At 41.0% G+C, this 25,002-nt stretch carries 23 protein-coding genes; 20 read left to right on the top strand and 3 right to left on the bottom strand.

Translation table 11 applies throughout. The features are described 5' to 3' along the window. The first annotated feature begins 44 nt into the window (after positions 1-44). Positions 45-1,019: a polyprenyl synthetase family protein gene (locus MMU05_RS01285; protein WP_241139857.1), complete on the top strand. Its 975-nt coding sequence runs from the start codon at positions 45-47 to the stop codon at positions 1,017-1,019. 124 nt (positions 1,020-1,143) lie between these two features. On the opposite strand, the gene MMU05_RS01290 is transcribed toward MMU05_RS01285, so the two are convergent. After that, positions 1,144-1,404, bottom strand: a complete 261-nt coding sequence (locus MMU05_RS01290; RefSeq protein ID WP_241139858.1) for a hypothetical protein — start codon at positions 1,402-1,404, stop codon at positions 1,144-1,146. A 123-nt stretch (positions 1,405-1,527) separates the two neighbouring features. Continuing rightward, on the bottom strand, positions 1,528-2,757 hold the full coding sequence (locus MMU05_RS01295) for a peroxiredoxin family protein (protein ID WP_241139859.1): 1,230 nt from the start codon (positions 2,755-2,757) through the stop codon (positions 1,528-1,530). Positions 2,758-3,203: 446 nt separating this feature from the next. Between MMU05_RS01295 and mraZ the strand changes: the two genes are divergently transcribed. From mraZ to ftsZ, 13 genes are all read left to right on the top strand, one after another. Then, positions 3,204-3,644, top strand: coding sequence for a division/cell wall cluster transcriptional repressor MraZ (mraZ, locus tag MMU05_RS01300; RefSeq protein ID WP_241139860.1), 441 nt, complete (start codon positions 3,204-3,206; stop codon positions 3,642-3,644). 2 nt (positions 3,645-3,646) lie between these two features. After that, positions 3,647-4,552 (top strand): 16S rRNA (cytosine(1402)-N(4))-methyltransferase RsmH, encoded by a 906-nt coding sequence (gene rsmH, locus MMU05_RS01305; RefSeq protein ID WP_241139861.1) that lies wholly within the window; start codon positions 3,647-3,649, stop codon positions 4,550-4,552. A 1-nt stretch (position 4,553) separates the two neighbouring features. After that, positions 4,554-4,931, top strand: coding sequence for an FtsL-like putative cell division protein (locus MMU05_RS01310; RefSeq protein ID WP_113924074.1), 378 nt, complete (start codon positions 4,554-4,556; stop codon positions 4,929-4,931). Next, entirely contained in the window at positions 4,932-7,043 is a 2,112-nt protein-coding gene (locus MMU05_RS01315; RefSeq protein ID WP_241139862.1) for a penicillin-binding protein, read from the top strand. Further along, positions 7,044-8,507: a UDP-N-acetylmuramoyl-L-alanyl-D-glutamate--2,6-diaminopimelate ligase gene (locus MMU05_RS01320; RefSeq protein WP_241139863.1), complete on the top strand. Its 1,464-nt coding sequence runs from the start codon at positions 7,044-7,046 to the stop codon at positions 8,505-8,507. Between the two features lies 1 nt (position 8,508). Next, positions 8,509-9,720, top strand: coding sequence for a phospho-N-acetylmuramoyl-pentapeptide-transferase (mraY, locus tag MMU05_RS01325; protein ID WP_241139864.1), 1,212 nt, complete (start codon positions 8,509-8,511; stop codon positions 9,718-9,720). After that, on the top strand, positions 9,721-11,073 hold the full coding sequence (gene murD, locus MMU05_RS01330; RefSeq protein ID WP_241139865.1) for a UDP-N-acetylmuramoyl-L-alanine--D-glutamate ligase: 1,353 nt from the start codon (positions 9,721-9,723) through the stop codon (positions 11,071-11,073). Further along, on the top strand, positions 11,073-12,245 hold the full coding sequence (locus MMU05_RS01335; RefSeq protein ID WP_241140060.1) for an FtsW/RodA/SpoVE family cell cycle protein: 1,173 nt from the start codon (positions 11,073-11,075) through the stop codon (positions 12,243-12,245). Before murD ends, MMU05_RS01335 begins: the two co-directional genes overlap by 1 nt. A gap of 6 nt (positions 12,246-12,251) precedes the next feature. After that, positions 12,252-13,361, top strand: coding sequence for an undecaprenyldiphospho-muramoylpentapeptide beta-N-acetylglucosaminyltransferase (murG, locus tag MMU05_RS01340; protein WP_262917607.1), 1,110 nt, complete (start codon positions 12,252-12,254; stop codon positions 13,359-13,361). Further along, positions 13,358-14,749: a UDP-N-acetylmuramate--L-alanine ligase gene (gene murC, locus MMU05_RS01345; RefSeq protein ID WP_241139866.1), complete on the top strand. Its 1,392-nt coding sequence runs from the start codon at positions 13,358-13,360 to the stop codon at positions 14,747-14,749. The genes murG and murC overlap by 4 nt, the downstream gene beginning before the upstream one ends. Continuing rightward, entirely contained in the window at positions 14,746-15,501 is a 756-nt protein-coding gene (locus MMU05_RS01350; protein ID WP_241139867.1) for a cell division protein FtsQ/DivIB, read from the top strand. Before murC ends, MMU05_RS01350 begins: the two co-directional genes overlap by 4 nt. An 11-nt stretch (positions 15,502-15,512) precedes the next feature. Continuing rightward, positions 15,513-16,835 (top strand): cell division protein FtsA, encoded by a 1,323-nt coding sequence (ftsA, locus tag MMU05_RS01355; protein WP_113924066.1) that lies wholly within the window; start codon positions 15,513-15,515, stop codon positions 16,833-16,835. 111 nt (positions 16,836-16,946) lie between these two features. Next, entirely contained in the window at positions 16,947-18,578 is a 1,632-nt protein-coding gene (gene ftsZ, locus MMU05_RS01360) for a cell division protein FtsZ (protein WP_241139868.1), read from the top strand. Between the two features lie 2 nt (positions 18,579-18,580). On the opposite strand, the gene MMU05_RS01365 is transcribed toward ftsZ, so the two are convergent. Beyond that, on the bottom strand, positions 18,581-19,105 hold the full coding sequence (locus MMU05_RS01365; RefSeq protein WP_241139869.1) for an NADPH-dependent FMN reductase: 525 nt from the start codon (positions 19,103-19,105) through the stop codon (positions 18,581-18,583). A 121-nt stretch (positions 19,106-19,226) separates the two neighbouring features. On the opposite strand from MMU05_RS01365, the gene MMU05_RS01370 reads away from it, so the two are divergent. The 6 genes from MMU05_RS01370 to MMU05_RS01395 all read left to right on the top strand — a co-directional run bounded on the left by MMU05_RS01370 (position 19,227) and on the right by MMU05_RS01395 (position 24,048). Next, a complete protein-coding gene (locus MMU05_RS01370; RefSeq protein ID WP_241139870.1) occupies positions 19,227-19,463 on the top strand; it encodes a hypothetical protein in 237 nt (78 codons plus the stop codon). After that, positions 19,457-19,771, top strand: a complete 315-nt coding sequence (locus MMU05_RS01375) for a type II toxin-antitoxin system RelE/ParE family toxin (protein ID WP_241128041.1) — start codon at positions 19,457-19,459, stop codon at positions 19,769-19,771. Before MMU05_RS01370 ends, MMU05_RS01375 begins: the two co-directional genes overlap by 7 nt. A 335-nt stretch (positions 19,772-20,106) precedes the next feature. Beyond that, entirely contained in the window at positions 20,107-21,288 is a 1,182-nt protein-coding gene (locus tag MMU05_RS01380; RefSeq protein WP_241139871.1) for a DUF2971 domain-containing protein, read from the top strand. A gap of 23 nt (positions 21,289-21,311) precedes the next feature. Beyond that, positions 21,312-22,343 carry a S1C family serine protease gene (locus MMU05_RS01385; protein WP_241139872.1) on the top strand — a complete coding sequence of 344 codons (1,032 nt, stop codon included), beginning with the start codon at positions 21,312-21,314 and terminating at the stop codon, positions 22,341-22,343. 369 nt (positions 22,344-22,712) lie between these two features. Then, the gene (locus MMU05_RS01390; RefSeq protein WP_241139873.1) at positions 22,713-23,135 is read left to right on the top strand and encodes a hypothetical protein; all 423 of its coding nucleotides are present in this window, start codon (positions 22,713-22,715) and stop codon (positions 23,133-23,135) included. A gap of 97 nt (positions 23,136-23,232) precedes the next feature. Next, positions 23,233-24,048 (top strand): hypothetical protein, encoded by an 816-nt coding sequence (locus MMU05_RS01395; RefSeq protein WP_241139874.1) that lies wholly within the window; start codon positions 23,233-23,235, stop codon positions 24,046-24,048. Positions 24,049-25,002 lie beyond the last annotated feature (954 nt).

Below are 25,002 nucleotides of genomic sequence, written 5' to 3' on the forward strand. Positions count from 1 at the left end.
TGTGCTGCTAGGAATCCATTGTATTATTGCAGCATTATTGTTTTATGAAGCCTGACCTCAAACAGATTCAAGCACCTATCGCCACAGAGATGGAGGAATTTGAAACCAAATTCCGTGACTTTATGAAAAGTAAGGTCAAACTTCTCGACCATATCACCAATTATATTGTCCGACGCAAAGGCAAGCAAATGCGACCCATGTTTGTGTTTTTGACTGCGGGTATGTGTGGGGGGATTTCAGAATCAACTTATAGAGGAGCGGCTTTGATTGAATTGTTGCACACTGCGACGCTTGTACATGACGATGTGGTGGACGACTCGAATTACCGCCGCGGATTTTTTTCGATAAATGCCCTTTGGAAGAACAAAATCGCAGTTTTGGTAGGTGATTATTTGCTGTCAAGAGGTCTGTTGCTCAGCGTGGACAACGGGGATTTTGACCTGCTCAAAATCGTCTCCAATGCCGTACGCGAAATGTCTGAAGGAGAACTTCTCCAAATGGCAAAATCGCGGAAGCTTGACATTACAGAAGATGTCTATTATACCATCATCCGCCAAAAAACCGCAAGCTTGATTGCTTCCTGTTGTGCTGTCGGGGCATCAACTTCCGGGGCTGCGGGAGAGATTATTGATAAGATGCGGACTTTCGGGGAAAAAATCGGGATGGCGTTTCAAATCAAAGACGATCTTTTTGATTATGGCGAAGATGAAATCGGCAAACCTTTGGGCATTGACATCAAAGAAAAAAAGATGACGCTTCCCCTTATCTATGCCCTCAATAATGCCTCTTGGCTGGACAAAAGGAAAATCATCTACCTTGTCCGCAATAAAAACGAGGACAAGAAATCCGTCAATGAAGTCATTACCTTTGTAAAGAAGTCAGGTGGTTTGGCTTATGCAAATGAAGCCATGAACAGGTATTTTGATGAAGCAATGGCGCTTTTGACCGAATTCCCTGATTCTGAATACAAACACTCCTTAGAAGGCCTCGTCAGGTACACCATCGAGCGGAAGAAGTAAATTCAGTCCATGGTCCACGGTCGACAGTCCATAGCCGGTGCAAAGGATTTTCAATCTTAGTTTTATATGGCAAAGTTTGAAGAAGCATTGTTTCTACCCAAACCTGTGTTTCTTCACAATCAAATCATTTCCCAATCACAAACTGGGAACGGGCACTTCCATCATTTTTAATGCCTCTTTTTTTGCAATACTCTTTCAACTCATTGATATCGACAATCACATCTTTAACTGTAAATCCATGTAAAATAAACCTGGTTTTTGCCTTTAAATATTCAGCATGCCAATCCTCCCATTTATCATGCATTTTTGCCCTGTCATCAATAGACACGATGAACCTATTCCAGTCTTCTTTTCTGTAATATGCCATGTTAATTGATCTTAGCATCTCAAGGAAGTTTAGAATGTCAATTTCCTAAAAAGATTTTTCTAGGCAAAATAACTCTTTCGATAAATTCAGACCTATCGACTTGGTTTATGCCATCAGTTTAAGATCACGAAAAAGAAAATCTCACTCCTCCACCAACTCACTCACCAAAGCTTCATGTTCGGCCACCCAGCGGTCATAATAATCTCCCGTACCTGGACCGGTAAATCCCGTGTGGATCTTTCTGACTTTTCCTTTTTTGTCAATATAAATCAAAGTCGGAAATGCCAAAACCTCATTCAAAGCAGGCAAGGCCTCTGAAGCCTTTTCCTTATCACTGACCCCTGCGATCAGAAAAGTGTAATTGGCATTCAGCCTGTCGATTGTCTTTTTTACCCGGGCACTTGCATAGTCAAATTCGGGCTTGCTTTCGAATGCCAAGCCGATGATTTCCACCCCTCTGCTTTTGTTCTTCTCATACCACGGAGCCAAAAACTTGGTTTCATCCACGCAATTTGGACACCAGGTCCCAAAAATCTGCACCAATACCACTTTGTCTTTGAATTTTTCGTCTTCGAGAGAAACCATTTTTCCATTTACATCCGGAAATGTGAATGAAAAAGTATCATAACCTTCTTTGAGGTAATTGAGAGAAAAAGCATCTGGAAGTTCAAAATTCTCATCGCGGATAGCTTGAAAAGTTTCCTTCACTTTGGGACCGCTACGGAAGCGTCCTATCACTGAACCGTCAGCCTGAAGTTCTCCCGAAAACAGGAATAAATGGTTGCCATCAAAGGCACTCAGGTAAAAAGAATTGCCCGATACGTTGCCTTCGAGGTAGCGGTAATCTCCAAGTTTGGTAAGGAATGTCCCGGTGATTTTATCTCCGTTTTGGGTGAAAATCCCAACAGCAGGATAGGTATCTCCATCTTCCTCGAGAAATTCTGTTTTCCACTTTCCTGAGAAATCTGTCGATGGTTTTTCAGTCACTTCAAACCTGCTGATTTCTCCCTTTTCAGCTTTGAAGGGCACGAAGTAATCTTTTGCATAATTTTTTGTAAAAACCCCTTCAATCAGGTTGTTACCAATGATTTTTGCCCGGATTTCAGAGTCAAAAGTCCCCATAGTGACCTTGATGGAATCGCCTGTGACCACCACCTCATCAAAGCTCAAAACCTCTTCTGCATGGTAAGCTTCCATGATCCAGTTTTCACCATTTCTTACAAAACCGATTTCAAATGGGAGAAGGTCTCCGGTGAGGTTCAGTTCGGCATGCCATCTGCCTTGGATATCCGGTTTTTCTGATTTTTCATTTCCGCAGGAGGAAATAAAAACAATGGCAATTATGATGACGAAGATTTGAAAGAATCTCATGATTTATGGTCGTGGTTTTTTTGCAAAGAAAACAAAATCTTTAAACCTACTGGTTTTGTGTGGTAAAGAATTTTTTTGGTCAAAAGGTTCAAAAGCTTTTCAAAAAATAAAAAGGGTTCTCAAAATCCTCCAAAAAGGCTAAACTCTTTGGGAAATTGCCCCACTTTTCACCCAAAATGGAAATAATGAATTTGATCCTTAATATTTCCCATTTCATTTAACAGAAAAACCCTGTTTTTGGATTGATTTTAATGTTTTTTTCTGATAGAGATTCTCCCCAACTCATTGATCTCCAAATAAAAAAAGGCCTAAAATTTTCAAGATTTATTGTGATAAATCAAACTTTTAGATAGTTTTAAGAAAAAGTGGAGAAAAGTGGGGAAAAGTGGTGGATTGTGTGATTGCTTTTCTTACTTTTGTCTTTGTAGTAAATCCAAGATAAGCCCATGGGAATGTTCAACGGTCTGTATGAATGCAAGGTGGATCCGAAAGGGCGTCTGGCATTGCCTGCCAAAATGAAGGCAGCAATACCTGACTCCAACGGTGATACCCTCATTTTGAGGCATGGAGACGATGGATGTCTTGCGTTGTACACCCAAGTAGAGTTTAAAAAACTATTACATCAGATCAATGCGCTCTCAGACCGTGATCCAATCCAAAGGAGGATCAAGAGAGGTTTTTTTGAAAGCATGACTGAAGTGGAGCTGGATAGCGCAGGCCGTTTTTTGATCCCCAAAACTTTTCTCCAAAAAGCAGGCATTGATAAAGATGCTACTGTCTTGGGATATGGCTCATTTATCGAAATATGGAATCCTGAGAAATACGGTCAAAATTCAATAAAAGACCAGGATGAGCTGTCAAACTTGATGGATAAATATCTTTCCTGACCATGACAGCACTTCCTTATCATATCCCCGTGATGCTTGGTCCTTGCATTGAAGGCTTGGCTATTGATCCCAATGGGATTTACATAGACCTGACTTTCGGTGGCGGCGGGCATTCGAGAGAAATCCTCAAACACCTGGATAAAGGTCATTTGTATGGATTTGACCAAGATGTGGATGCTGAAGCCAATATTCCTGAGGATGCGCGCTTCACCTTCATTCAGGCCAATTTTAGAGATTTCAGAAAATACCTCCGCCTCTATGGTGTCAGCCAAGTGGACGGAATTCTCGCTGACTTGGGGATTTCTTCCCATCAGATAGACGAACCCAAAAGGGGTTTTTCGACGCGTTTCGAAGGGGAACTTGACATGAGGATGAGCAGTGGAATGGACATTTCGGCAAAAGATGTCCTGAATACTTACGAAGAAGGAAAGCTTCACAAGATTTTCGGCATTTACGGTGAAATCAAAAATGCCAAGACACTTGCACAGGCAGTCGTCTCCCAAAGAGCGGCAGCGCAATTTGAAACAACAGCAGATTTCAAGGCTTTGCTCCAGAAATATGCGCCGCGAGGCAAAGAGTTCAAATACTTCGCCCAGGTGTTTCAGGCATTGAGGATTGAAGTCAACGATGAGATGGGAGCTTTGGAAGACATGCTGAAACAAACTGTGGAGGCATTGAAACCCGGGGGAAGGTTGGTCGTGATGAGCTACCATTCATTGGAGGACAGGTTGGTCAAGAACTTCATCAACAAAGGAAAATTCCAAGGTGAGGTTGAAAAAGATTTCTACGGCAACCTACTCAGACCTTTGGAACCGATACACAGAAAGGCACTCATCGCTGATGAGGAAGAAATACAGAGAAACAACAGGGCACGCAGTGCCAAACTGAGAATAGCGGAAAAGAAATAAGATGAGCCAAAATACTTTCAAGAAGAAAATCCAACAAGGTTCTTCTCCAAAGGGGAATGGTAAAAACATCTTTACCATGATCGAAGAGAAGCTCAACGTGACCGGTATTCTGGGAGAAGGTGTTCCGGTACATTTTGCACCACCTTTCTTCTTTGCGGCTTTCTTGGCGCTCATTTATATATGGAGCAACCACCGTGCAGACAACATGATCCGCAAGATCGAAAAACTGCAACAGGAAGTCGAAGACGTCAGGGCAGATGTCACCACGCTCGAAGCGGAGTTTATGCTGAGCAGCAAGCAGTCTGAAGTTGCAAAGAAAATTGCGCCTTTGGGCATCGTAGAAATAGATGAACCACCGATTAAAATCATTGTTGACTAAGTGAATATAAAACGTTCCATAGTACTGCGTGTAAGGATAGCCTTCATTTTGGTGGCTTTGTTTGCAGGGGCAATCTTCTACAGGATTGTCCATTTGCAGTTTATGGAGGGTGAAAAATGGCAGGCAAAGTCTGAGACGCTCAATTTCCAATACAAGCAGGTTACCGCTACAAGGGGAAATATCTATGCCGCTGACGGAAGCCTTTTGGCTACAAGCCTACCTTTTTACAGGGTGGTCATTGATCCAATGATGGCTAAAGAAGATGTGTTTTCAAAAGGCATTGACTCTTTGTCCTACTTTCTGTCTTCCCACTTCAAAGACAAATCCGCCAATTCTTACAAAAGAATGATCAGGGATGCACGCTCGGATAAGAAAAGATATGTCATCCTCAACCGTACCCAAATCGGCTATCAGGACATGCAGAAAATGGCCAAATGGCCGATTTTCAGAAACGGCCGCTCAGGTGGCGGTGTGATCTTCGAGAAAGTGGAAAAAAGATACAGACCCTTCAATAACCTCGCGAGCAGGACAGTGGGATTTGTCAATGAAGACAAAAACGGAGCAGGAATAGAATACAGCTTCAATAACTTTTTGGAAGGGAAAAATGGCAAAGCCCTTTTTCAAAGAATTGCCGGCGGTTCTTGGAAGCCTGTTTTTGATGCAGAAGATATCAAACCGGACGACGGATATGATATCCTCACCACTTTGGATGTCAATATCCAGGACGTGGCAGAATCTGCACTTTTGAGACAACTGACAAACAAAGATGCCGAATTTGGATGTGTCATCGTGATGGAAGTGGCTACCGGCCAAATCAAAGCGTTGATCAATCTCCAAAAAAATAAGGACGGATTGGGATATGGAGAGAACTACAATTTTGCCATCGGTGACCAAGGCTTGACAGAACCAGGTTCGACATTCAAATTGCTTTCCATGCTTGCCTTGCTTGAAGAAGGGAAAATCAACCTCAAAGATTCTATCGATACAGGCAAAGGGACTTTCAAATTCTATGACAGGAATATGAATGATTCCAAAGAAGGCGGTTATGGCAAAATCACAATCAAAGAAGCATTTGAGAAATCTTCCAATGTGGCCATCTCCAGACTTGTGGAAGACAATTTTGGACACAATCCAAGCAAGTTTGTCTCCTACATTGAAAAAGCAGGACTCGACAAGCCGATTGATTTCCAATTGAAAGGCGAGGGAGTACCCTACTTCAAAAAACCCGGAGAGAAAAATTGGTATGGAACCACGCTCCCTTGGATGTCAATCGGCTACGAGGCCAAGTTGACGCCTTTGCATACGCTCATGCTGTACAATGCTGTGGCCAATGACGGCAAAATGGTAAAACCCATGATCGTGCAGGCAGTAGCCAGAGGCAATCAGATCGAAGAAAAGTACGAAACTGAAGTGGTACGTAGGAGCATTGCTTCCTCCAAGACCATTGACCAATTGAAGGAATTGTTGGAAGGGGTGGTAGAAAACGGCACCGCCAAGAATGTCTACACCGAAGAATACAAAATCGCCGGAAAAACAGGAACTGCCCAAAAGCTGATCGGTGGCCGATATACACAGCGGTACTACACTTCTTTTGCAGGATACTTTCCTGCAGACAATCCAAAATATTCGGCCATTGTGGTGATTGACAGTCCTAAAGGTTTTGCTGCTTATGGAGGTGATGTTTCAGCACCTGTATTCAAAGAAATTGCGGACAAGATTTTTGCGCAGGATCTTGAATTGAATGAAAAGGAAAATGACAAAACCTATTTGACTTCTAATTCAGGGACTTTTCCACTGATACAGGCAGGCAAAATGGACGAGCTTCAGATGATCTGTAACAAGTTTGGAATCTCTAACCACGTCTCAGGCGAGACTGAAGAAGAGTGGGTAAAATCTACTCCGGTCAACAAAGCTGTCATCTGGAAAGCCAATAAAGTGGATTCACCAACAGTGCCTGATGTGATGGGCATGTCCTTGCGGGATGCTTTATATGTATTGGAAAACAAAGGAATCCGTGTCGTTTACCAAGGAAAGGGAAGAGTTAGAAACCAATCCATCAATCCTGGTTCACCAGTCAATAATGCTTATGTAATCAATTTAGTATTGGGATAAATGAAAGTATTGAAAGACATATTGTATAAAGTCTCCCTGACTTCTACCACTGGAAACATGGAAGTGGAAGTTGGCGATATTGTCTTTGACAGCCGCAAAGTCCTACCTGGAACTTGCTTCGTTGCCATTACCGGGAGTCAGGTTGACGGTCATGCTTTCATTGAAACAGCCATAGAAAAAGGAGCTGTAGCCATAGTCTGCGAAACTATGCCAGAAAAGCTCCAAGGAAATGTCACCTATGTACAGGTGGTCAATTCCTCCCGAGCCTTGGGAATTATGGCGTCCAATTATTTCGAAAATCCATCTGAAAAGTTGAAGCTCGTGGCGGTAACAGGTACCAACGGGAAAACCACTACCGTCACGCTTCTCTATCAGTTATTTATGGAAATGGGGTATCAGACTGGTTTACTTTCTACAGTAGAAAACAAAATCAACGAGCTGACCATCCCTTCCACACATACTACTCCGGATGCGCTGAGCATTCAGAAACTTCTCCATCAAATGGTGGATACCGGCTGCACCCATTGTTTTATGGAGGCCAGTTCCCACGCTATCGTGCAGGAAAGGACAGCGGGTCTGACCTTTGCCGGAGCCTTGTTTACCAACATCACCCATGACCACCTTGATTACCACGGTTCTTTTGACGAATACATCAAAGCCAAGAAAAAGCTATTTGATGAACTGCCAAAAGATGCTTTTGCACTAGTCAATGCCGATGACAAGCGTGGTTTGGTCATGCTACAAAACTTCAAAGGCTCAGGCCATACTTTCGGACTGAAATTTCCCGCTGACTTTAAAGCCAAAATAATCTCCAATACCCTCGAAGGTCTGGAGTTGGATATTGACAACAGGCAGGTGTGGTTTAGGATGATCGGGCAGTTCAATGCCTATAACCTTTTAGGTGTTTTTGCTATTGCTGTGCTGCTAGGTGAGGAAGAGGAAGAAGTGCTTTTGCAGCTTTCCAAAGTTCCGGGTGCACAGGGTCGTTTCGACAAAATCGCCATGTACGGCATCACTGCCATTGTGGATTATGCCCATACGCCCGATGCATTGGAAAATGTCCTCAAAACCATACAAGGTGTAAGAACCGGAGGCGAACAGGTGATCACGGTTGTCGGCTGTGGCGGCAACAGGGACAAAACCAAAAGACCTGTGATGGCCAAAATTGCCACCCAATATTCAGACAAAGTAATCCTGACTTCGGATAATCCCCGTGATGAAGAACCTATGACTATCCTGCGGGAAATGGAAGCAGGAATCAATCCCGTGGATTTCAAAAAAACACTAGTGATAGAAGATAGAAGAGAGGCCATCAAAACCGCCGCTCTCATGGCAAAAAAAGGAGACATCATCCTTGTTGCCGGTAAAGGACATGAAACCTATCAGGAAATCAAAGGAGTGAAACATCCTTTTGACGACCGCAAAGTAGTAGCCGAATTGCTTACTCTGTTGAATAAAGACTGATATGCTATATCCTATTTTTGATTATTTGGACTCAGTTATGGACATTCCGGGAACGGGAGTCTTCCGCTATATCTCCTTCAGGGCAGGCATGGCAGCGCTTTTTTCATTGATCATCACCATCACATTTGGACATAGGATTATCAATTGGATCAGAAACAAACAAATCGGGGAAACGGTCCGCGACTTGGGTCTCGAAGGACAGACCGCCAAAAAAGGAACACCTACCATGGGTGGACTGATGATCATGGCGGGTATCATTATTCCGACTTTGCTTTTTGCCAATATCAACAATGTCTACATCATCCTTCTCCTTATTACCACGATTTGGTTGGGGACCATTGGATTTGTAGATGATTACATCAAAGTATTTAAAAAGAACAAAGACGGTCTTGCCGGAAGGTTCAAGATCGTAGGTCAGGTTACCATCGGGATTATCGTGGGTGCCACGCTATACTTCCATGAAGATGTTGTGATCAGGGAATTTACCAATCCTGTTTCAATCGAGGAAGGCGTAGTCGAGACACCTGCTTTCAAAGATGTGAAAGTCGCAAAGACTACCATTCCTTTTGTCAAAAACAACGAACTGAACTACGAGACTTTCTTGGGTTTTATGGGGGAAAGCATTACCCCTGTATTGTATATCCTTTTGGTGATTTTCATCATCACGGCAGTTTCCAACGGTGCAAATATCACAGATGGGATTGATGGATTGGCAGCGGGAACTTCCGCGATCATCGGACTGACGATAGCGATATTCGCCTACGTTTCCGGCAACGCCATTTTCTCCCAATACCTCAATGTGATGTTCATTCCCAACTCAGGCGAGTTGGTGATCTTCTGTGCTGCATTTGTGGGTGCATGCGTTGGCTTCCTTTGGTACAATGCCTTTCCTGCACAGGTTTTTATGGGAGATACAGGAAGCTTGATGTTGGGTGGTGTGATAGCCGTCCTGTCATTGACCTTGAGAAAAGAACTGTTGATCCCGATTCTTTGTGGGATTTTCCTGGTCGAAAACCTCTCTGTAATCATACAGGTGAGCTATTTCAAATACACCAGAAGAAAATATGGAGAAGGCCGCAGGATATTCCTGATGTCTCCTTTGCACCACCATTACCAGAAGAAAAATATCCATGAAGCCAAAATCGTAACCCGTTTTTGGATTACCGGAATCCTTCTGGCCATCATCACTTTGGCAACATTGAAACTGAGATAAATGAAAAAAGAGATAGCCATATTGGGTGCAGGCGAAAGCGGATTGGGAGCAGCATTGCTCGCCAAGAAGCATGGCTATGCAGTATGGGTATCTGATGCCGGGACCATCAGCGCTTCTAGAAAACAAACCTTGACTGAGAACGGGATTGGTTTTGAAGAAGGAATGCATTCAGAGGAAAAAATCCTTTCTGCAGGTGAAATCATCAAGAGTCCCGGGATACCCGAGAAAGTCTCCATCGTCCAAAAAGCAATTGAAAAAGGCATTCCGGTCATCGATGAATTGGAGTTTGCTTTCAGGTATTCCAAAGGAAAAGTAATCGCGATCACCGGTACAAACGGAAAGACGACAACTACACTTTTGACTTACCATCTTCTCCAAAAAGGAGGATTGAATGTGGGTTTGGGAGGAAATGTCGGCGAAAGTTGGGCTGCACAATTGGTAGATGGGGACAAAGATTGGTGGGTATTGGAAGTCAGCAGTTTTCAGATTGACGGCTTCAAGTCAATGAAACCTTCCGTGGCAGTATTGACCAATATCACTCCTGACCATTTGGACAGGTACAATTATAAAATTGAAAATTATATCGCTTCCAAAGTTTCTCTATTCAAAAACATGGATGAAAAAGGCGCAGCGATTTATTGGCTTGACGACCAAATGATCCAATCAGGTTTTGAAAAAGTGAATCTGAAAGCGGATCGGTTTCCATTTTCCCTCAAAGAACCTCAGAACAAAGGCGGATACTTTGATGGAAATGCCATCACGGTACAAGCTATAGGAAAGAAATTAACAATAAACCCAAAAGATATTATCCTGAATGGAACCCACAACATGCTCAATACAATGTGCGCGTCTTTGGCCGCAACATTGGCAGGCGTGTCCGAGGAGGCCATCAGGGAAGGATTGAAGGATTTCCAAAATGCAGCCCACAGGATGGAACCGGTGGCTACAATCAATGGAATTGCTTTTATCAATGACAGCAAGGGAACCAATGTCGATGCCACAGCCTATGCGCTTGACAGCTTCAAACAACCCTTGGTTTGGATTGCCGGAGGGGTGGACAAAGGGAATGATTATGCAGCCCTATACCGGCTGACAGATGGAAAGGTAAAAATGCTGATCTGCCTCGGCGTGGACAATGAGAAGTTGAAGAAAGCATTTTCGGGAAGGATTCCTGAAATCAAAGAAACACAAAGCATCGCTGAGGCAGTGGCCTTAGGATTGGAATTTGGGAAGGAAGGCGATGTGGTTTTGCTTTCCCCGGCTTGCGCAAGTTTCGACTTGTTCAAGAATTATGAAGACAGAGGAAATCAGTTTAAAGCCGCAGTGGCAGCATTAACCTCGACCGCAAAATGATGGAGAACATAAAAATATGGTTTGACAGAAATCTGAAGGGTGACCCGATTATTTGGGGCATCGTGATCATTCTTTCTGTAATCAGCATCGTGGTGGTTTATTCTGCCACAGGTTCTTTGGCATACAAATACACTGGCGGCAATACGGAAAAATACCTGATCGACCATTCTATGATGGTGCTTGCAGGCCTTTTGGTGATGTGGGTCGCCCACAAAATCCCATACAAGACTTATGGTCTTATCGGAAGGTTTTTGTTGGTGGTTTCCATTCCTCTGCTGTTGTTCACATTCTTGTTTGGCTCGACTGTCAATGAAGCCAACAGGTGGATCACCATTCCTGTCATCAACAAGGCATTCCAACCTTCGGATATCGCAAAATTGGCATTGATAGCAACCTTGGCTTCTTTGCTCGCCAGAAAGCAAAAAAATATTGACGACTTCAGAAACGCTTTCCTACCGATGATTTTGGTCATTGGCTTGGTTTCCGGCCTGATCGGATTGGCCAATATGTCCACCGCAGTCTTGTTGCTGTCGACTTGTTTGTTGCTGCTTTTCATTGGCCGAGTGCCGATGAAATATATCCTGATGGTGGTTTTAGTGGGTGGATTGTTCCTGACAACTTCGGTTTTCTTGGGACAAAGGGGCGGAACTTTCTTTTCCAGGATAGAAAAATTTATGTCAGGGGATGAAATTCCTTTCCAGGCAGAGCAATCATTTATCGCCATTTCCACAGGAGGAATCACGGGCAAAGGTCCAGGCAAATCCGAACAGAGAAATACACTTCCGCATCCCTATTCTGACTTTATCTATGCGATCATCATCGAGGAATACGGGATGGTTGGCGGTGCGACGGTATTGTTCCTTTATCTCGCGCTTCTGTTCAGGGGAATGCGGATTGTCGCCTCCTCGACCAAGCCGTTTGGAGGATTGCTTTCAGCGGGACTGAGTTTCGCTCTAGTGCTGCAGGCCATGGTCAACATGGCTGTTGCGGTGGGATTGGGCCCGATTACCGGTCTGCCATTGCCCTTGCTGAGTATGGGAGGGACATCATTGGTATTTACAGGATTTTCATTGGGAATCATATTGAGTGTAAGCAGGGGCGACCATCAGGAGCAGTTGGACAGTCCCTCTGAGGGAAGCAATAAAGTGAGGAAGACATTTCAAACAGCATAAGAGAAATTGGGAAATAACACGCCATATAGAATCATGATCAGCGGAGGAGGCACAGGAGGCCATATCTATCCGGCACTTGCGATCGCAAATGCCTGGATGGAGAAGCATCCTGACACGGAGATTCTATTTGTCGGTGCAGAAGGAAAAATGGAAATGCAAAAAGTGCCTGAGGCAGGATACCGGATCGAAGGACTCAAAGTAGCAGGATTGCAGCGAAGTCTCAGCCTTTCCAACCTCAGCTTTCCTTTCAAATTATTGGCAAGTCTGAACAAGTCCAATGAACTTCTCAAGACATTCAAACCCAATGCCGTGGTCGGAGTCGGTGGCTATGCAAGTGGTCCACTCCTGTATTCTGCCCAAGGAAAAGGAATCCCGACTATGATTCAGGAGCAAAATTCTTATGCCGGATTGACCAACAAGATTTTGGCAAAAAAAGCAAAAAAGATCTGTGTGGCTTATCCGGGGATGGAAAAGTTTTTCCCCGCCGATAAGATCCAATATACCGGCAATCCTGTCCGCAAAGACATCCTTCATTTGGAAGGAAAAAAAGAAAAAGCATTCCGACACTTTGGATTAGAAGAAGGCAAGAAAGTCCTGTTGGTATTGGGAGGAAGTCTTGGAGCGCGCACCATCAATCAGGCGGTATTGGCTGATATGGAAGGTCTCGAAAAAGAAGGCTACCAAGTTCTCTGGCAAAGCGGGAAGTTCTACTTCTCCGAAATGTCAGAAAAAGTAAAGGCTTCCGGACTGAAACACATCCATGTCCTTGAATTTATCAGGGAAATGGATTTGGCTTATGCCGCGGCAGATGTCGTGGTATCGCGGGCCGGAGCGCTTTCGGTTTCCGAACTCAGCCTTGTAGGCAAACCGGTGGTATTTATCCCTTCTCCCAATGTGGCAGAAGACCATCAGACCAAAAACGCAATGGCCTTTGTAAAAGCAGATGCAGCGGTCCTTTTGAAGGACAGCGAAGCAGTCGGGAAATTGAAATCGACAGTAAACCAACTCATGGCGGACGATATCAAAGCCCGGTCATTGGGCGAAAATATAAAGAAACTGGCCAAGCCAAAAGCAGCCGAAGAAATTGTAAAAGTATTGGAAAGCATCATTCAATGAATCTGAAAAACCTACATAGCGTCCATTTCCTTGGAATAGGTGGCATCGGCATGAGTGCATTGGCGAGGTGGATTAACCATGTCGGCATCAAAGTCTCCGGCTATGACCGCACCCCTTCTCCATTGACAGATGCATTGGTGGCAGAGGGAATGGAGATTGTGTTTGAAGATACTTTGGAAAATATCCCTTCCAGGATCCGCTATGACAAAGTCCATACTTTGGTCATTTGGACTCCGGCGATGCCAAAGGATTCTATCCAACTGAACTTCTTCCAAAACAACGGCTACAGCATCAAAAAAAGAGCTGCTGTTCTTGGGATGATCACTGCTGACCTTCCGACGATTGCCGTAGCGGGAACACATGGCAAGACGACAACTTCTTCCATGGTCGCTCACCTTTTGAAATCAGGTGGAAAAAATATCGCTGCCTTTTTGGGAGGCTTGACACAAAATTACAATTCCAACCTCATCCTCCATGACGAGGAAAGTGGAGACGCAACGGTGGTCGTAGAGGCAGATGAGTTTGACCGCTCTTTCCTGCACCTTCATCCAAATGTGGCTGTGGTCACCAGCGCCGATCCCGACCACTTGGATATCTATGGAGATGACGCACAGATGATGGATGGCTTCAGGGCATTTATTGACCTGATTGCTGCCGACGGGTCATTGTATATCCATGCAAAGGCCTTCCAAAAACTCGGCGCTCCGAAATCCAAATCGGTTACTGTAAAGCAATACGGAATCAACATCGGAGAGATCCAGGCCAAAAACATCGTGGCAGGACCTGCGGCTTTCACATTTGATTATGTCAGTGGAGACAAAGAAATCAAGGGATTAAAAATGTACATGCCGGGATTTCATAATGTGGAAAATGCCCTGCCTGCCATCACAGTCGCTTTGGATTATGGCATAGAAGAACAAGCCGTCCGAGAAGGATTGGCAAGCTATAAAGGAGTAAAAAGAAGATTTGAAATCTGGGTTCAGGAAAAGGACAGGGTATTTATCGATGATTATGCCCACCATCCTGAAGAGATCCGCGCTTTTCTTTCATCTGTCAAAGCCATGTATCCTAACAAAAGGTTGACGGCAATTTTCCAGCCGCACCTTTTCACAAGGACTAGGGATTTTGCAGCAGGATTTTCAGAGAGTCTTTCTATCGCTGACGAAGTGGTATTGCTGGAGATTTATCCGGCAAGGGAACTCCCTATCGAGGGAGTAAATGCAACGATGTTGTTGGAAGGAATCACTTCCGCCAAAAAATCCCTCCAATCCAAAGAAGGATTGTTGGATTACCTCAAAGCGGCTAAGCCGGAGGTATTGGTCACCATCGGTGCAGGAGACATTGACAGACTGGTATCACCTATCGCAAACTGGATGAAAGAGCTATGAAAATTAGGATCAAAAAATCATTGATTTTCGCCGCTTTGACATTGGTTCTGATCGGCTTTATAGGATTTGTGGAGAAAAAAGACTCTGAAAAAGTCTTCACCGGGATTGAAGTCAGGGTCAAAGGAATTGCAGATGTCTATTTCGTAAATGAAAAAGACATATTGAAAAACATACAGACTGAATTTCCAATCCTGCAAAATGGTGTATCCATGCAGGAAGTGGATTTGAATAAAATTGAAAAGAAGGTGGAGACTTATGCTTTTGTCCGCAATGCAGAAGTATTCGCAGACCCCAAAGGACATGTGATGGTTGAAATCACCCAGCATATCCCGATTGCAAGGATTGTGAGACCAAGTGCAGCGGACGGCTACATTTCTTCGGAAGGAAAAATATTACCTACATCCAATTCATATACCACCAGGGTGATGACGCTTGAGGGTGCTTACGCCGAAAGTCTTTTGAAGCTCGAGGATATTTCCGAAAGCCACAGCGACCTCATGGCAATGATCAATTTTATCAATGCCGATGAGTTTTGGAAAGCGCAGATATCCGGGATGGATATTTCCCGAAAGACGGACATCAAACTCTACCAGCAGGTAGGCAAGCAGGTAATCGAGTTTGGGGAAGCCAAGGATTTAGAAGAAAAATTTGAAAAGATAAACCTGTTTTATGAAGAAATCATCCCCGCAAAAGGATGGAATGCATACAGCAGAGTGAGTGTAAAATATAAGGGCCAGATTGTTTGTGAATAATTGAAATCGCTATGGAAAATAACAAATTGATTGTAGGACTTGACATCGGAACCACCAAAATCTGCGCGATCATCGGTCGCAAAAACGAATTTGGAAAGTTGGAAGTTCTCGGCATGGGCAAGGCCGTATCCGACGGGGTTATCCGTGGTATCGTCACCAATATTGACAAAACTGTCAACGCCATCCAAAAGGCGATGCAGGATGCGTCAGACATGGCTGACGTGGATATTGTGGAAGTGATTGTCGGTATTGCCGGTCAGCATATCCGCAGCACCATCCATCACGGTGTCATCATCCGTCAGCCCAATCAGGATGAAATCACTGTAGAGGATGTCAGGAGACTTTCCAACGACATGGAAAACATTGTCGTGCCTCCCGGAAATACCATCATCCATGTCATGCCACAAGATTACATTGTGGACTATGAAGATGGGATCAAAGATCCTGTCGGGATGTCCGGGTCCAGATTGGAAGCTGATTTTCACATCATCACCGCACAAACAACAGCCATCAACAACATCAACCGCTGTGTAAAGCGTGCCAACCTCGTATCCCAAGACCTGATCTTGGAACCTTTGGCGAGTTCTCTGTCTGTACTTAGCGAGCAGGACAAAGAAGCCGGAGTTTGCTTGGTAGACATCGGAGGCGGTACCACAGACATTGCGATTTTCTACGACAATATCATCCGCCATACCGCGGTCATTCCTTTGGGAGGAAATATCATCACAGCTGATATCAAAGAAGGCTGCATGGTTCTTCACCATCAGGCCGAATTGCTCAAAACCAAATTTGGTAAAGCCATCGCCGAAGAAGCCAATCCAAATGAAATCGTATCTATCCCGGGTCTCCGCAACAGACAGCCTAAGGAGATTTCTATCAAAAACCTCGCAGCCATCATTCAGGCAAGGATGGAAGAAATCATCGAATACGTCCAGAATGAATTGGTAGCAAGCGGTCATTACAAAAAACTCACAGGAGGAATTGTCCTCACGGGAGGCGGTTCACAGTTGCAGGGAGTTTCCCAGCTGTTTGAATACATGACCGGACTCGATACCAGGATCGGCTATCCAAATGAGCACTTAGGCAAGTCCAAAATAGAAGAAGTGAAAAGTCCGATGTACGCCACTTCAGTGGGATTGGTATTGGCAGGATTCAAGTCTCTTGACGAAAGGGAAAACATCTATAGACTCAGAAAAGAAAGCGTAAACAATAACACACAAAAAGTACAGGCCAAACCTGTAAAAACAGAATTTGGCCCGAACATATTCTCTAGCATAGGTAAGAAACTGAAGGATATCATCACCAATGATATTCATGATGACAATAATTACTAGGGCTTATCATACTAGGGAGGTAGAAGACCTTGTCTTCTACTTCCCTTTCCTTACAAAAACCATACTAAAAAGAAAAACAAGTTCACCAATAGATAAAAAATGTCAGATAACATGAAAGATTACAAATTTGATCTTCCAAAAAACCATAAATCAATCATCAAGGTGATTGGTGTTGGAGGAGGTGGTTCCAATGCAGTGAACCATATGTACAACCAAGGAATCAAGGACGTGGAGTTCGTCGTGGTCAATACCGACGCCCAGGCTTTGAAAAGCAGTCCGGTTCCTTTGAGGCTTCAATTAGGTGCAAACCTGACCGAAGGACTAGGTGCCGGTGCCAATCCTGAAAAAGGAAGAAGTGCGGCATTGGAAAGCAAAGAAGACATCAGAGAATTGCTTTCAGACAATACCAAGATGGTATTTATCACTGCCGGCATGGGTGGTGGTACAGGTACAGGAGCCGCTCCGGTGATCGCCAAAATCGCCAAGGACATGGACATCCTTACCGTGGGTATCGTTACCGCTCCTTTTGTATTTGAAGGAAGAAAGAAAATGATCGCCGCACAGCAGGGTATCGAAGCTCTGAAAGAAAGCTGCGATACTGTTTTGGTCATCCTCAATGACAAACTGAGAGAAATCTATGGCAACCTTGCAATCCGTTCGGCATTTGCCAAAGCCGATAACGTATTGACAACTGCTGCCAAGTCTATCGCCGAAATCATCACCATCCATCAGGATGTCAACGTGGATTTCGAAGATGTGAAAACAGTAATGAAAAATGCCGGCGCTGCAGTAATGGGTTCTGCTACCGAAGAAGGTGAAGGACGTGCCATCCGTGCAGCCGAGAAAGCCATTGCTTCTCCGTTGTTGAACAACGTAGACATCAAAGGCGCTCAGAAAATATTGCTTTCGATCATGTCCGGTGAGGACGACGAACTCTCCATGGACGAGTTGAGCGAAATCACCGAATACATCCAGGAAAGAGCCGGTGACGATGCCGAGGTGATCTTCGGTCAGGGTATTGACTCTGAACTGAGCAAAGGAATCCGTGTTACCGTCATTGCCACAGGTTTTGAAATGGACAGATTAACTACAGCTTCTCCTTCAGGTAAGAAAGAAGAAGTGGTTGTTGCCGCGGTCATGGAAGAAGATACCAGCAAAAAAGTAATCGACCTCGAATCAGGCAAAACTTCCAAAGTAGAGGAAGATGCCACTCCGGCACCGGGTCAGACTTTTACGTTCACTTTCAACAAGCCTTTGTTTACTCCGGCCAATGAAAGTAAGCCTGAGGAAATCAAACCAAAAGTGGAAGTTCCTGCTCCGGCAATTGAAAACAAGGAAGAAGAAATGGAGCCTCAGTTTGAATTTGTTCCAGCCAAGCCTGAAAGCAACAAGGTGTTTTTTACCCTAGATACTGAGGAAGAAATCACGGAAGAAGCTCCAAAAGCAACTGCTACAGCAACAGAAGAAGCAAAACCTTCACATAGCAATGATTATTATGAGCAATTAAAATTGAAAGCAATCCAAAGGGCGCACGAGCGTTTTGAAAAGCTGAAAAGCATCAAAACTTACAACCAGAATCCTGAGGAATTCAAAGATAAATTAGAGACCCCTGCTTATCTCAGAAAAGAAGTGAAGTTATCAGATGTACAGCACAGCTCCGAAAGGAACATTTCAAGGTACAATTTGACTGATGAAAATGAGTTTCTGAAGAACAACAGGTTTTTGCATGACAATGTCGATTAACTCTAAAAGTTAATCAACATTTCTGCCTGGGTATGGAGTAATTCCATGTACAGCCTGTTGGTGAGCAGGTTATCTGACATATTGTCCTCGATCTTGGCTAGTTTGGGCTTGAGGGCAAGTACATGCATACCCACGTAGTGGAAGATGTCGGTGAGGTGGCTCAAAGCGATGCCACCCCCGCCTATTCCTGATGAAATGCCTATCAAGGCACATTTTTTATTGCGGAAAGAGTTGGGATAAGTCATCCCGTCTATAAATCCTTTCAATATGCCGGGGAAAGAACCGTTGTATTCCGGTACGACGAAGACAAACTTCGTCCCTTCTTTGACTTTTTGGTGAAAGTTATTGTAGCCCTCGTTTTTGCCGTTGTTATGGTAAAGGGCCGAAAAAATAAAATCATGCGGCAAATCTTCCAATAATAAAATCTCCGATGGCGTATCCATTTTGGCCAAAAGATCCTGATATATCAATGCTATTTTTTCTGAGACGGAATTTCTGCGGTTGGTACCGACGATGATCTTGATCATGCAAAAGGTGCTTTCTGTTGATTTGAGGTAAATACAATCTAGAAAGTCAATAAGTTTCAGGAATGTTTAAAAATCAAATTATTGTTTGAATTCGTTAACTTTGATAAAATGAGAAATAATTATGGGAGAAACACAAATCAGACATGAACTTTATCAATTTATAGACGAAGCTGATGAAAGACTCTTAATATTGCTTTATGCCGTTGCTAAAGAATATACGCAAGAGGATTTTACAAAACCGGGAGAGCCTTTGAGTGAAGAAGCCCTTAAAAAGAGAATCCTCAATGCCAAGTCAAGAATCAAGGCTGGTCAATTTACCACTCACGAGGACCTGGAGAAAGAGTTTGAAATATGGTAAAAAGGAAATTGAAGATCATTTGGGATAATGAAGCAAAAAAGTCCTTACAAAATATTTATAATTACATCAAGGGGAGGGAATCTATTGAAGTTGCAAAAAAGGTCAGAAATAAAATATTCACCCAAGCGAAATCCCTCCATGACTTTCCTGAAAAATTTGAAAGAGAACACCACCTTGAAGATGAAGTCGGAAACTTTCGCTACAAGGTGATATGGAGCTATAAAATCATCTATGAGGTAACAGAAGAATCAATTTTTATCCTGGATATTTTCCATACCAGTAGAGACCCATCCGAAATTAAAAAGTAAAAATAAGCTGAAGAGAAAAGTAAGATTTGGACAGGATCGGATATGTCTCACGAAGGCAAAAGTTTGATTTTTGGATGGTCCCGTAAAATCGCAAAGTCAGCAAAGACCTATAAAAAATATCTCTCGCGAAGACTGGAAGACGCAAAGTAAAATCGGAAGTTCAATAGACGTGAGACTTTTTTTGATCAGATATCTGATTTTGAAATTAAAAATTCAATGAAAGCCTTACATATTTTGAAATGAAATTCACTTTTTTGATATTACTTTTAGTTTTAAAAGCTAAATAGCTTTTTCTAGAAATTACTCGGGTAAAGAGAAAAAAATCGAAATTATTTATGAAAGAAAACAAAAATTGGCAAAGAAAATTTATTACAGATGTTTTCAATTCTAGTTTCGCTAAGGAAAAGCATTTTTCAAGAATTATCCTCAATAATTTGAGTCTTCTTGAAAAGAAGAACCAATACCTGCCGAAGTACTTGTTTAAATATTATTCACCTACCTCTGACAATATTCTAGATATTCAAAATCAAAAACTTTGGTTATCACATCCAACATCCTTTAACGACCCATTTGATAGCAATATTGGCTATGATATTGAAAGGTATGAAAAGGATAGACTTTTAAAATTTATTGAGAATTCAGGTTGTGTTAAGGAAAATTTTCAAAATGGATTTTCTTTGGAGGATAAAGATTTAATCCAAAGAAGTTATTCAGGTGAAAATATTCTTTGGAGGTCAAGGCAAAAAAGTTTTTACGATATAAAATGGGAATTACTTCAGTTAAAATCAGAGGAGTTTAGGGAAAAAGTTGATAAATATCTACGCCACCAAGTTGATAAGAATAATTTTAAAATAGAAAAATTGAAAAATGTTAACATTCGTGTTTCTTGCTTTTCCCAGCAAGAAAAATATGAAGAGTTTTATAATCAAATATTGATGTGGTCACATTATGCAAATAATCACAAAGGATTTTGTGTTGAATACGATCTGGAGCCTTTGAAAAGAACAACTCAATTTACTAGAAGTGAATCAGATTTTTACAAGGATAAAGAAAAATATATAGAAGAACGAACTTCAGCTATTGTTAAAGCAGGTTTGTTTCCAATAGAATATTCAGCAAATCGAGTTAATATTCCTGTTTCCAAACTAAATAAATTAGACCTTGATGAAAAAGGGTGTCTAATTTATAATTGCAAGATCGAGGATTTGATTTATAAAACCATGATTGTAAAATCGACAAAATGGAAATATGAGAAAGAATGGAGACTGATTTTAGATGAAAAAATTAGTAATTATTTTAACAACAAAATTCCTTTCCCCTATGCTAAAACAATATATTTAGGTTGTAGAGCTAGTAATGATTTAATCAATACTATGATGAAAGTTGGCAAAAGAATTAATGCAGAAGTCCTTTTAATGAAAACTGATGGGAAGAAGTTCACTCTGGACTCAAGTACGAATAGGAATTATGAATATGAAAATGAAAAAAGACGTTGGAAAAATCCTTATTTCTATTGAATTTATCTAACCAAAACCATTTTATGAGAGCTCTGAAAAAATATATCTTTATTTCCCTATTAATTTTTATTTCAATAGGATTGAAAGCTCAGGATGTTAAAACAATTTTTAATAAATCAAAATCTTCAATTGTTTTAATTATGACCTACGATTCAAATCAGGCCCCTCTTGCTTTAGGGAGTGGCTTTTATTTTAGAAAAAATTTAATAGCAACAAATTATCATGTGATTAAGAATTCAGACAGGATACTTATAAAAAACCTTGGGACACAAGTTAAATCAGAAAAAGTTTGGGTAAAAAGTTATTCTGAAGAACTTGATGTTGCAATTCTTGAAGTAGGAGAACCTAATGCAACTTCATTATTATTAAATTTAGGTAAACCGGAAATTGGAGATAAAATTTTAGCTATTGGAAACCCCAAAGGATTGGAAGGGACTATTTCTACAGGAATTGTTAGTGGAATTAGACAAGTATCAGAAAATTATAATTTAATTCAAATCACATCGCCTATTTCCCCAGGGAGTAGTGGTGGACCTGTCCTGGATGAGAATGGTAATGTTATAGGAATATCGACATTTACAATTAAAGATTCACAAAATTTAAATTTCGCTGTACCCTCTAACGCTATTCCTGACCTGGAAACAAAAACTATGAAATGGGAACCAATTGTAACAAATGTTAAGCTTGAAGCTAAGAACCAAAACAATGTTTCAGTTTCATTTTATGAAAAACTTGGACACAGTGTTGAAGAATCTGTTTCATTGATAAATAATACAAATCAAACAATAAGTAACATTAAAGGATTAATAATTTACAAAGATGATAATGGGAACCAAATTAACTACTCTTATATTGAGCTTGATGAAATATTAATGCCGGGAATGGCCAAATTAGATAATTACGAAAGTTTTGACCAAAACCGACTATTTTATTATAAATACGGGAAAACTGATATTTATGAAAAATCAAGGAAGAATCCATTCATAATTGAATTTAGATTGCTGGATTATGAAATTATCGAAAGTGATTTTTTAGATAGAATCGAAAATAAGTAATTATACTCCGCAAAAGTTGGGTAAAAACAATCTAGAAATTCAAAAAGTTTCGGGAATGTTTAAAATCAAAGCCAGTATTTCCCACCAAGACAGCAAAGACCGATAAAAGATATCTCTTGAAAAGATGCGAAAACGCAAAATAAAGTGGAAAGGTCAAGAGCCGTCAGACTTTTTTTGATCAGATATCTGAATTTGAAAATAAAAATTCAATGAAAGACTTGCCTATTTTGAAATGCCAACCACTTTTTTGATCTTACTTTTAGTTTTGGGATATTCATAATTTTACATAGAAGTTTTTAAAAATGAAAAACTTAATTAATGATTTCCCATTTAATAATTCTCTCTGCAAATCATTTATAACCTTCTGACATGAAAAAAATATATTTCATATTTATCTTTTTATCCTTTTTAGCATGTGATTCCAATACGAAGGATGAAAAGAAAAAAGATATGTCTCTAACCTATTCTGAAATCGTATGGAAGGATTACAACGAGGTTTTAAATTTATTGGCCTATAAGTATGAAATTGATTCGTCCAAAGTAAAACCACTAATTTTAGAATATTTGAGAATTCATGAACCTGTCAAATATTATTCCTTGACAATGGAGGAACTTGATAGAGACACCACTGTTTTTGATAACGTATTAAAACCCAAGGAAACTGTAAGTACCACTTTAGAAAGACTTACACATTTATATTCGATTGATGGGTCAATTCTTTCAAGTTTTATTTATGATTTTAGAGTTTATTACAAATTATTAGAAATTGAGAATGATTGTAGTAACTATTAAAAAAACATTTTAAATGTATTTTACTTGTTCCAATCGCCTCTTCAGCAAGCATCAAAAAATTAAATTAATTCATAATCGCTTGTAATTCCTCAAATAAATGAAGTATTTAGAAACAAATGCCATAAGGAAACTCGCACCTTTTTTGGGGAATATAGGATTTGTGAATGATAAATACACTTCAGTTTTAGCATTATTAGAAATTTTATCAGGGATAAAGGATAATAATTCTTTTTATTTAAGACAGTCTATTTTTAAAAAGGTTTTAAGAAGTCAAATCAAATTCGATCCTAATCTTCCTGAAATAAAAATTTATAATGCTTTTGGATTTAATTTAGAAAACTTAGAATTATCCAGTAAAATAGGTCAGATTTTAAAATTGGTAGAACTAACCAAGGATTATGAAAGTCTTTTGAAAACCATTAATCTAAATGGATTAAATGACATATTTTTATTTGGAAAGGAATATGATGAAAATGCAAGTTATGGATTAAAAAAAAAATTGTTAATGCAATTCTCTAACTCTGAGGTTAAGCAGGCGATCCTTCAGTTTGAATCAAGATGGACTCAAGATAATTTATTAAATCTTAAAAATATTGTGATTAGATTTATAGCTACAATTTTGCTGGAAAACCCAATAGTTAAATCACAAAAATCTTTATCTGAATTAATATCTTCCTATGATAATTCAATAGATATTTATTTGATTACTATTACCTATTACTTGGATCAAAAAGTATCGAGCAAAAGTTTTCCTGCGAAAAATGATTATATAGATCTTAATCATTTGACTTATTTGAGCGGATTTTCAAATCAAATTGTGACAGATGATAAATTGCTCCATAAGATTATGTTAAAAACTTATCCAAATAATATATTAAAAACTAGTGAATTACATAATAAAGGGCTTTTTTAAATTCATAATTGCTCCATATAAATATGATTTCTCCGGCTAGATAGACATTTTTTTATTTTTGGTTTACCTGAGTTCACTATATCGTCAATTGACCCACTTCATTACCTACTTCTATCACCAAAAAGAGTACTTCAGTCTATTAAAAGATGACTCATCTCTATAAAAAGACGACTGAAGTCTATCAAAAGAGTACTGCAGTCACCAAAAAGTAGACTGACATCTAAAAAAAGACGACTGAAGTATACAAAAAGAGTACTGCAGTCTGTAAAAAGGTGACTCAACTCTACAAAAAGAGTACTGCAGTCTATAAAAAGATGACTCAACTCTAAAAAAAGAGGACTGCAGTCTATTTTGAAGTGGGAGGGGGTACTTCGGAAGTACCCCCTCCCACTTCGGAAGTACCCTGTCTGGTTGTAGAATGGCGTTGGCGCTAGGCGTATCCGCGACAATTGTCGGGATGAAATTACGCCTTCTTATATTTGGAATTTATATTTCCATTCGGACCATTCTTTTATTTTAGTGTTTTCCTTGCGGCCCATTGGGAGAAATTAATAAAGAATAGACATTTCACCCTTCCCTGTTTTTGGTAAAAACCCTATTCTACACCTTTCCTTTTTGCTCCCAAAAACCAAAGACATCGCATTTTCATTACCCCGAGCTGCGGTGCATTGGGAGCAGTGAGAGTATAAAAACCAGAGAAGCACCTTGCACGGGGCTACCGATATTTCGCCCCGATGGGGCGGATTTGTCCTAAAGAAAATTGAGAAATTGAAATCAGGAATGGTAGAGGAAATAAGACTCTTTTACTTCAAAGGAATCTTACTATGGAATACTGGCGGGGAGGAAGCGCAATTCCGGGCCGGCGGTGGCATTGTGTGGGGGAGGATTATTGCGCTAGATTTTTTTGGTTACTTTTTGTATCATGACAAAAAGTGACAAGAGAAAAACCAAGAA

It is taken from the genome of Cognataquiflexum rubidum, assembly GCF_022538115.1.
Classification (GTDB): domain Bacteria; phylum Bacteroidota; class Bacteroidia; order Cytophagales; family Cyclobacteriaceae; genus Cognataquiflexum; species Cognataquiflexum rubidum.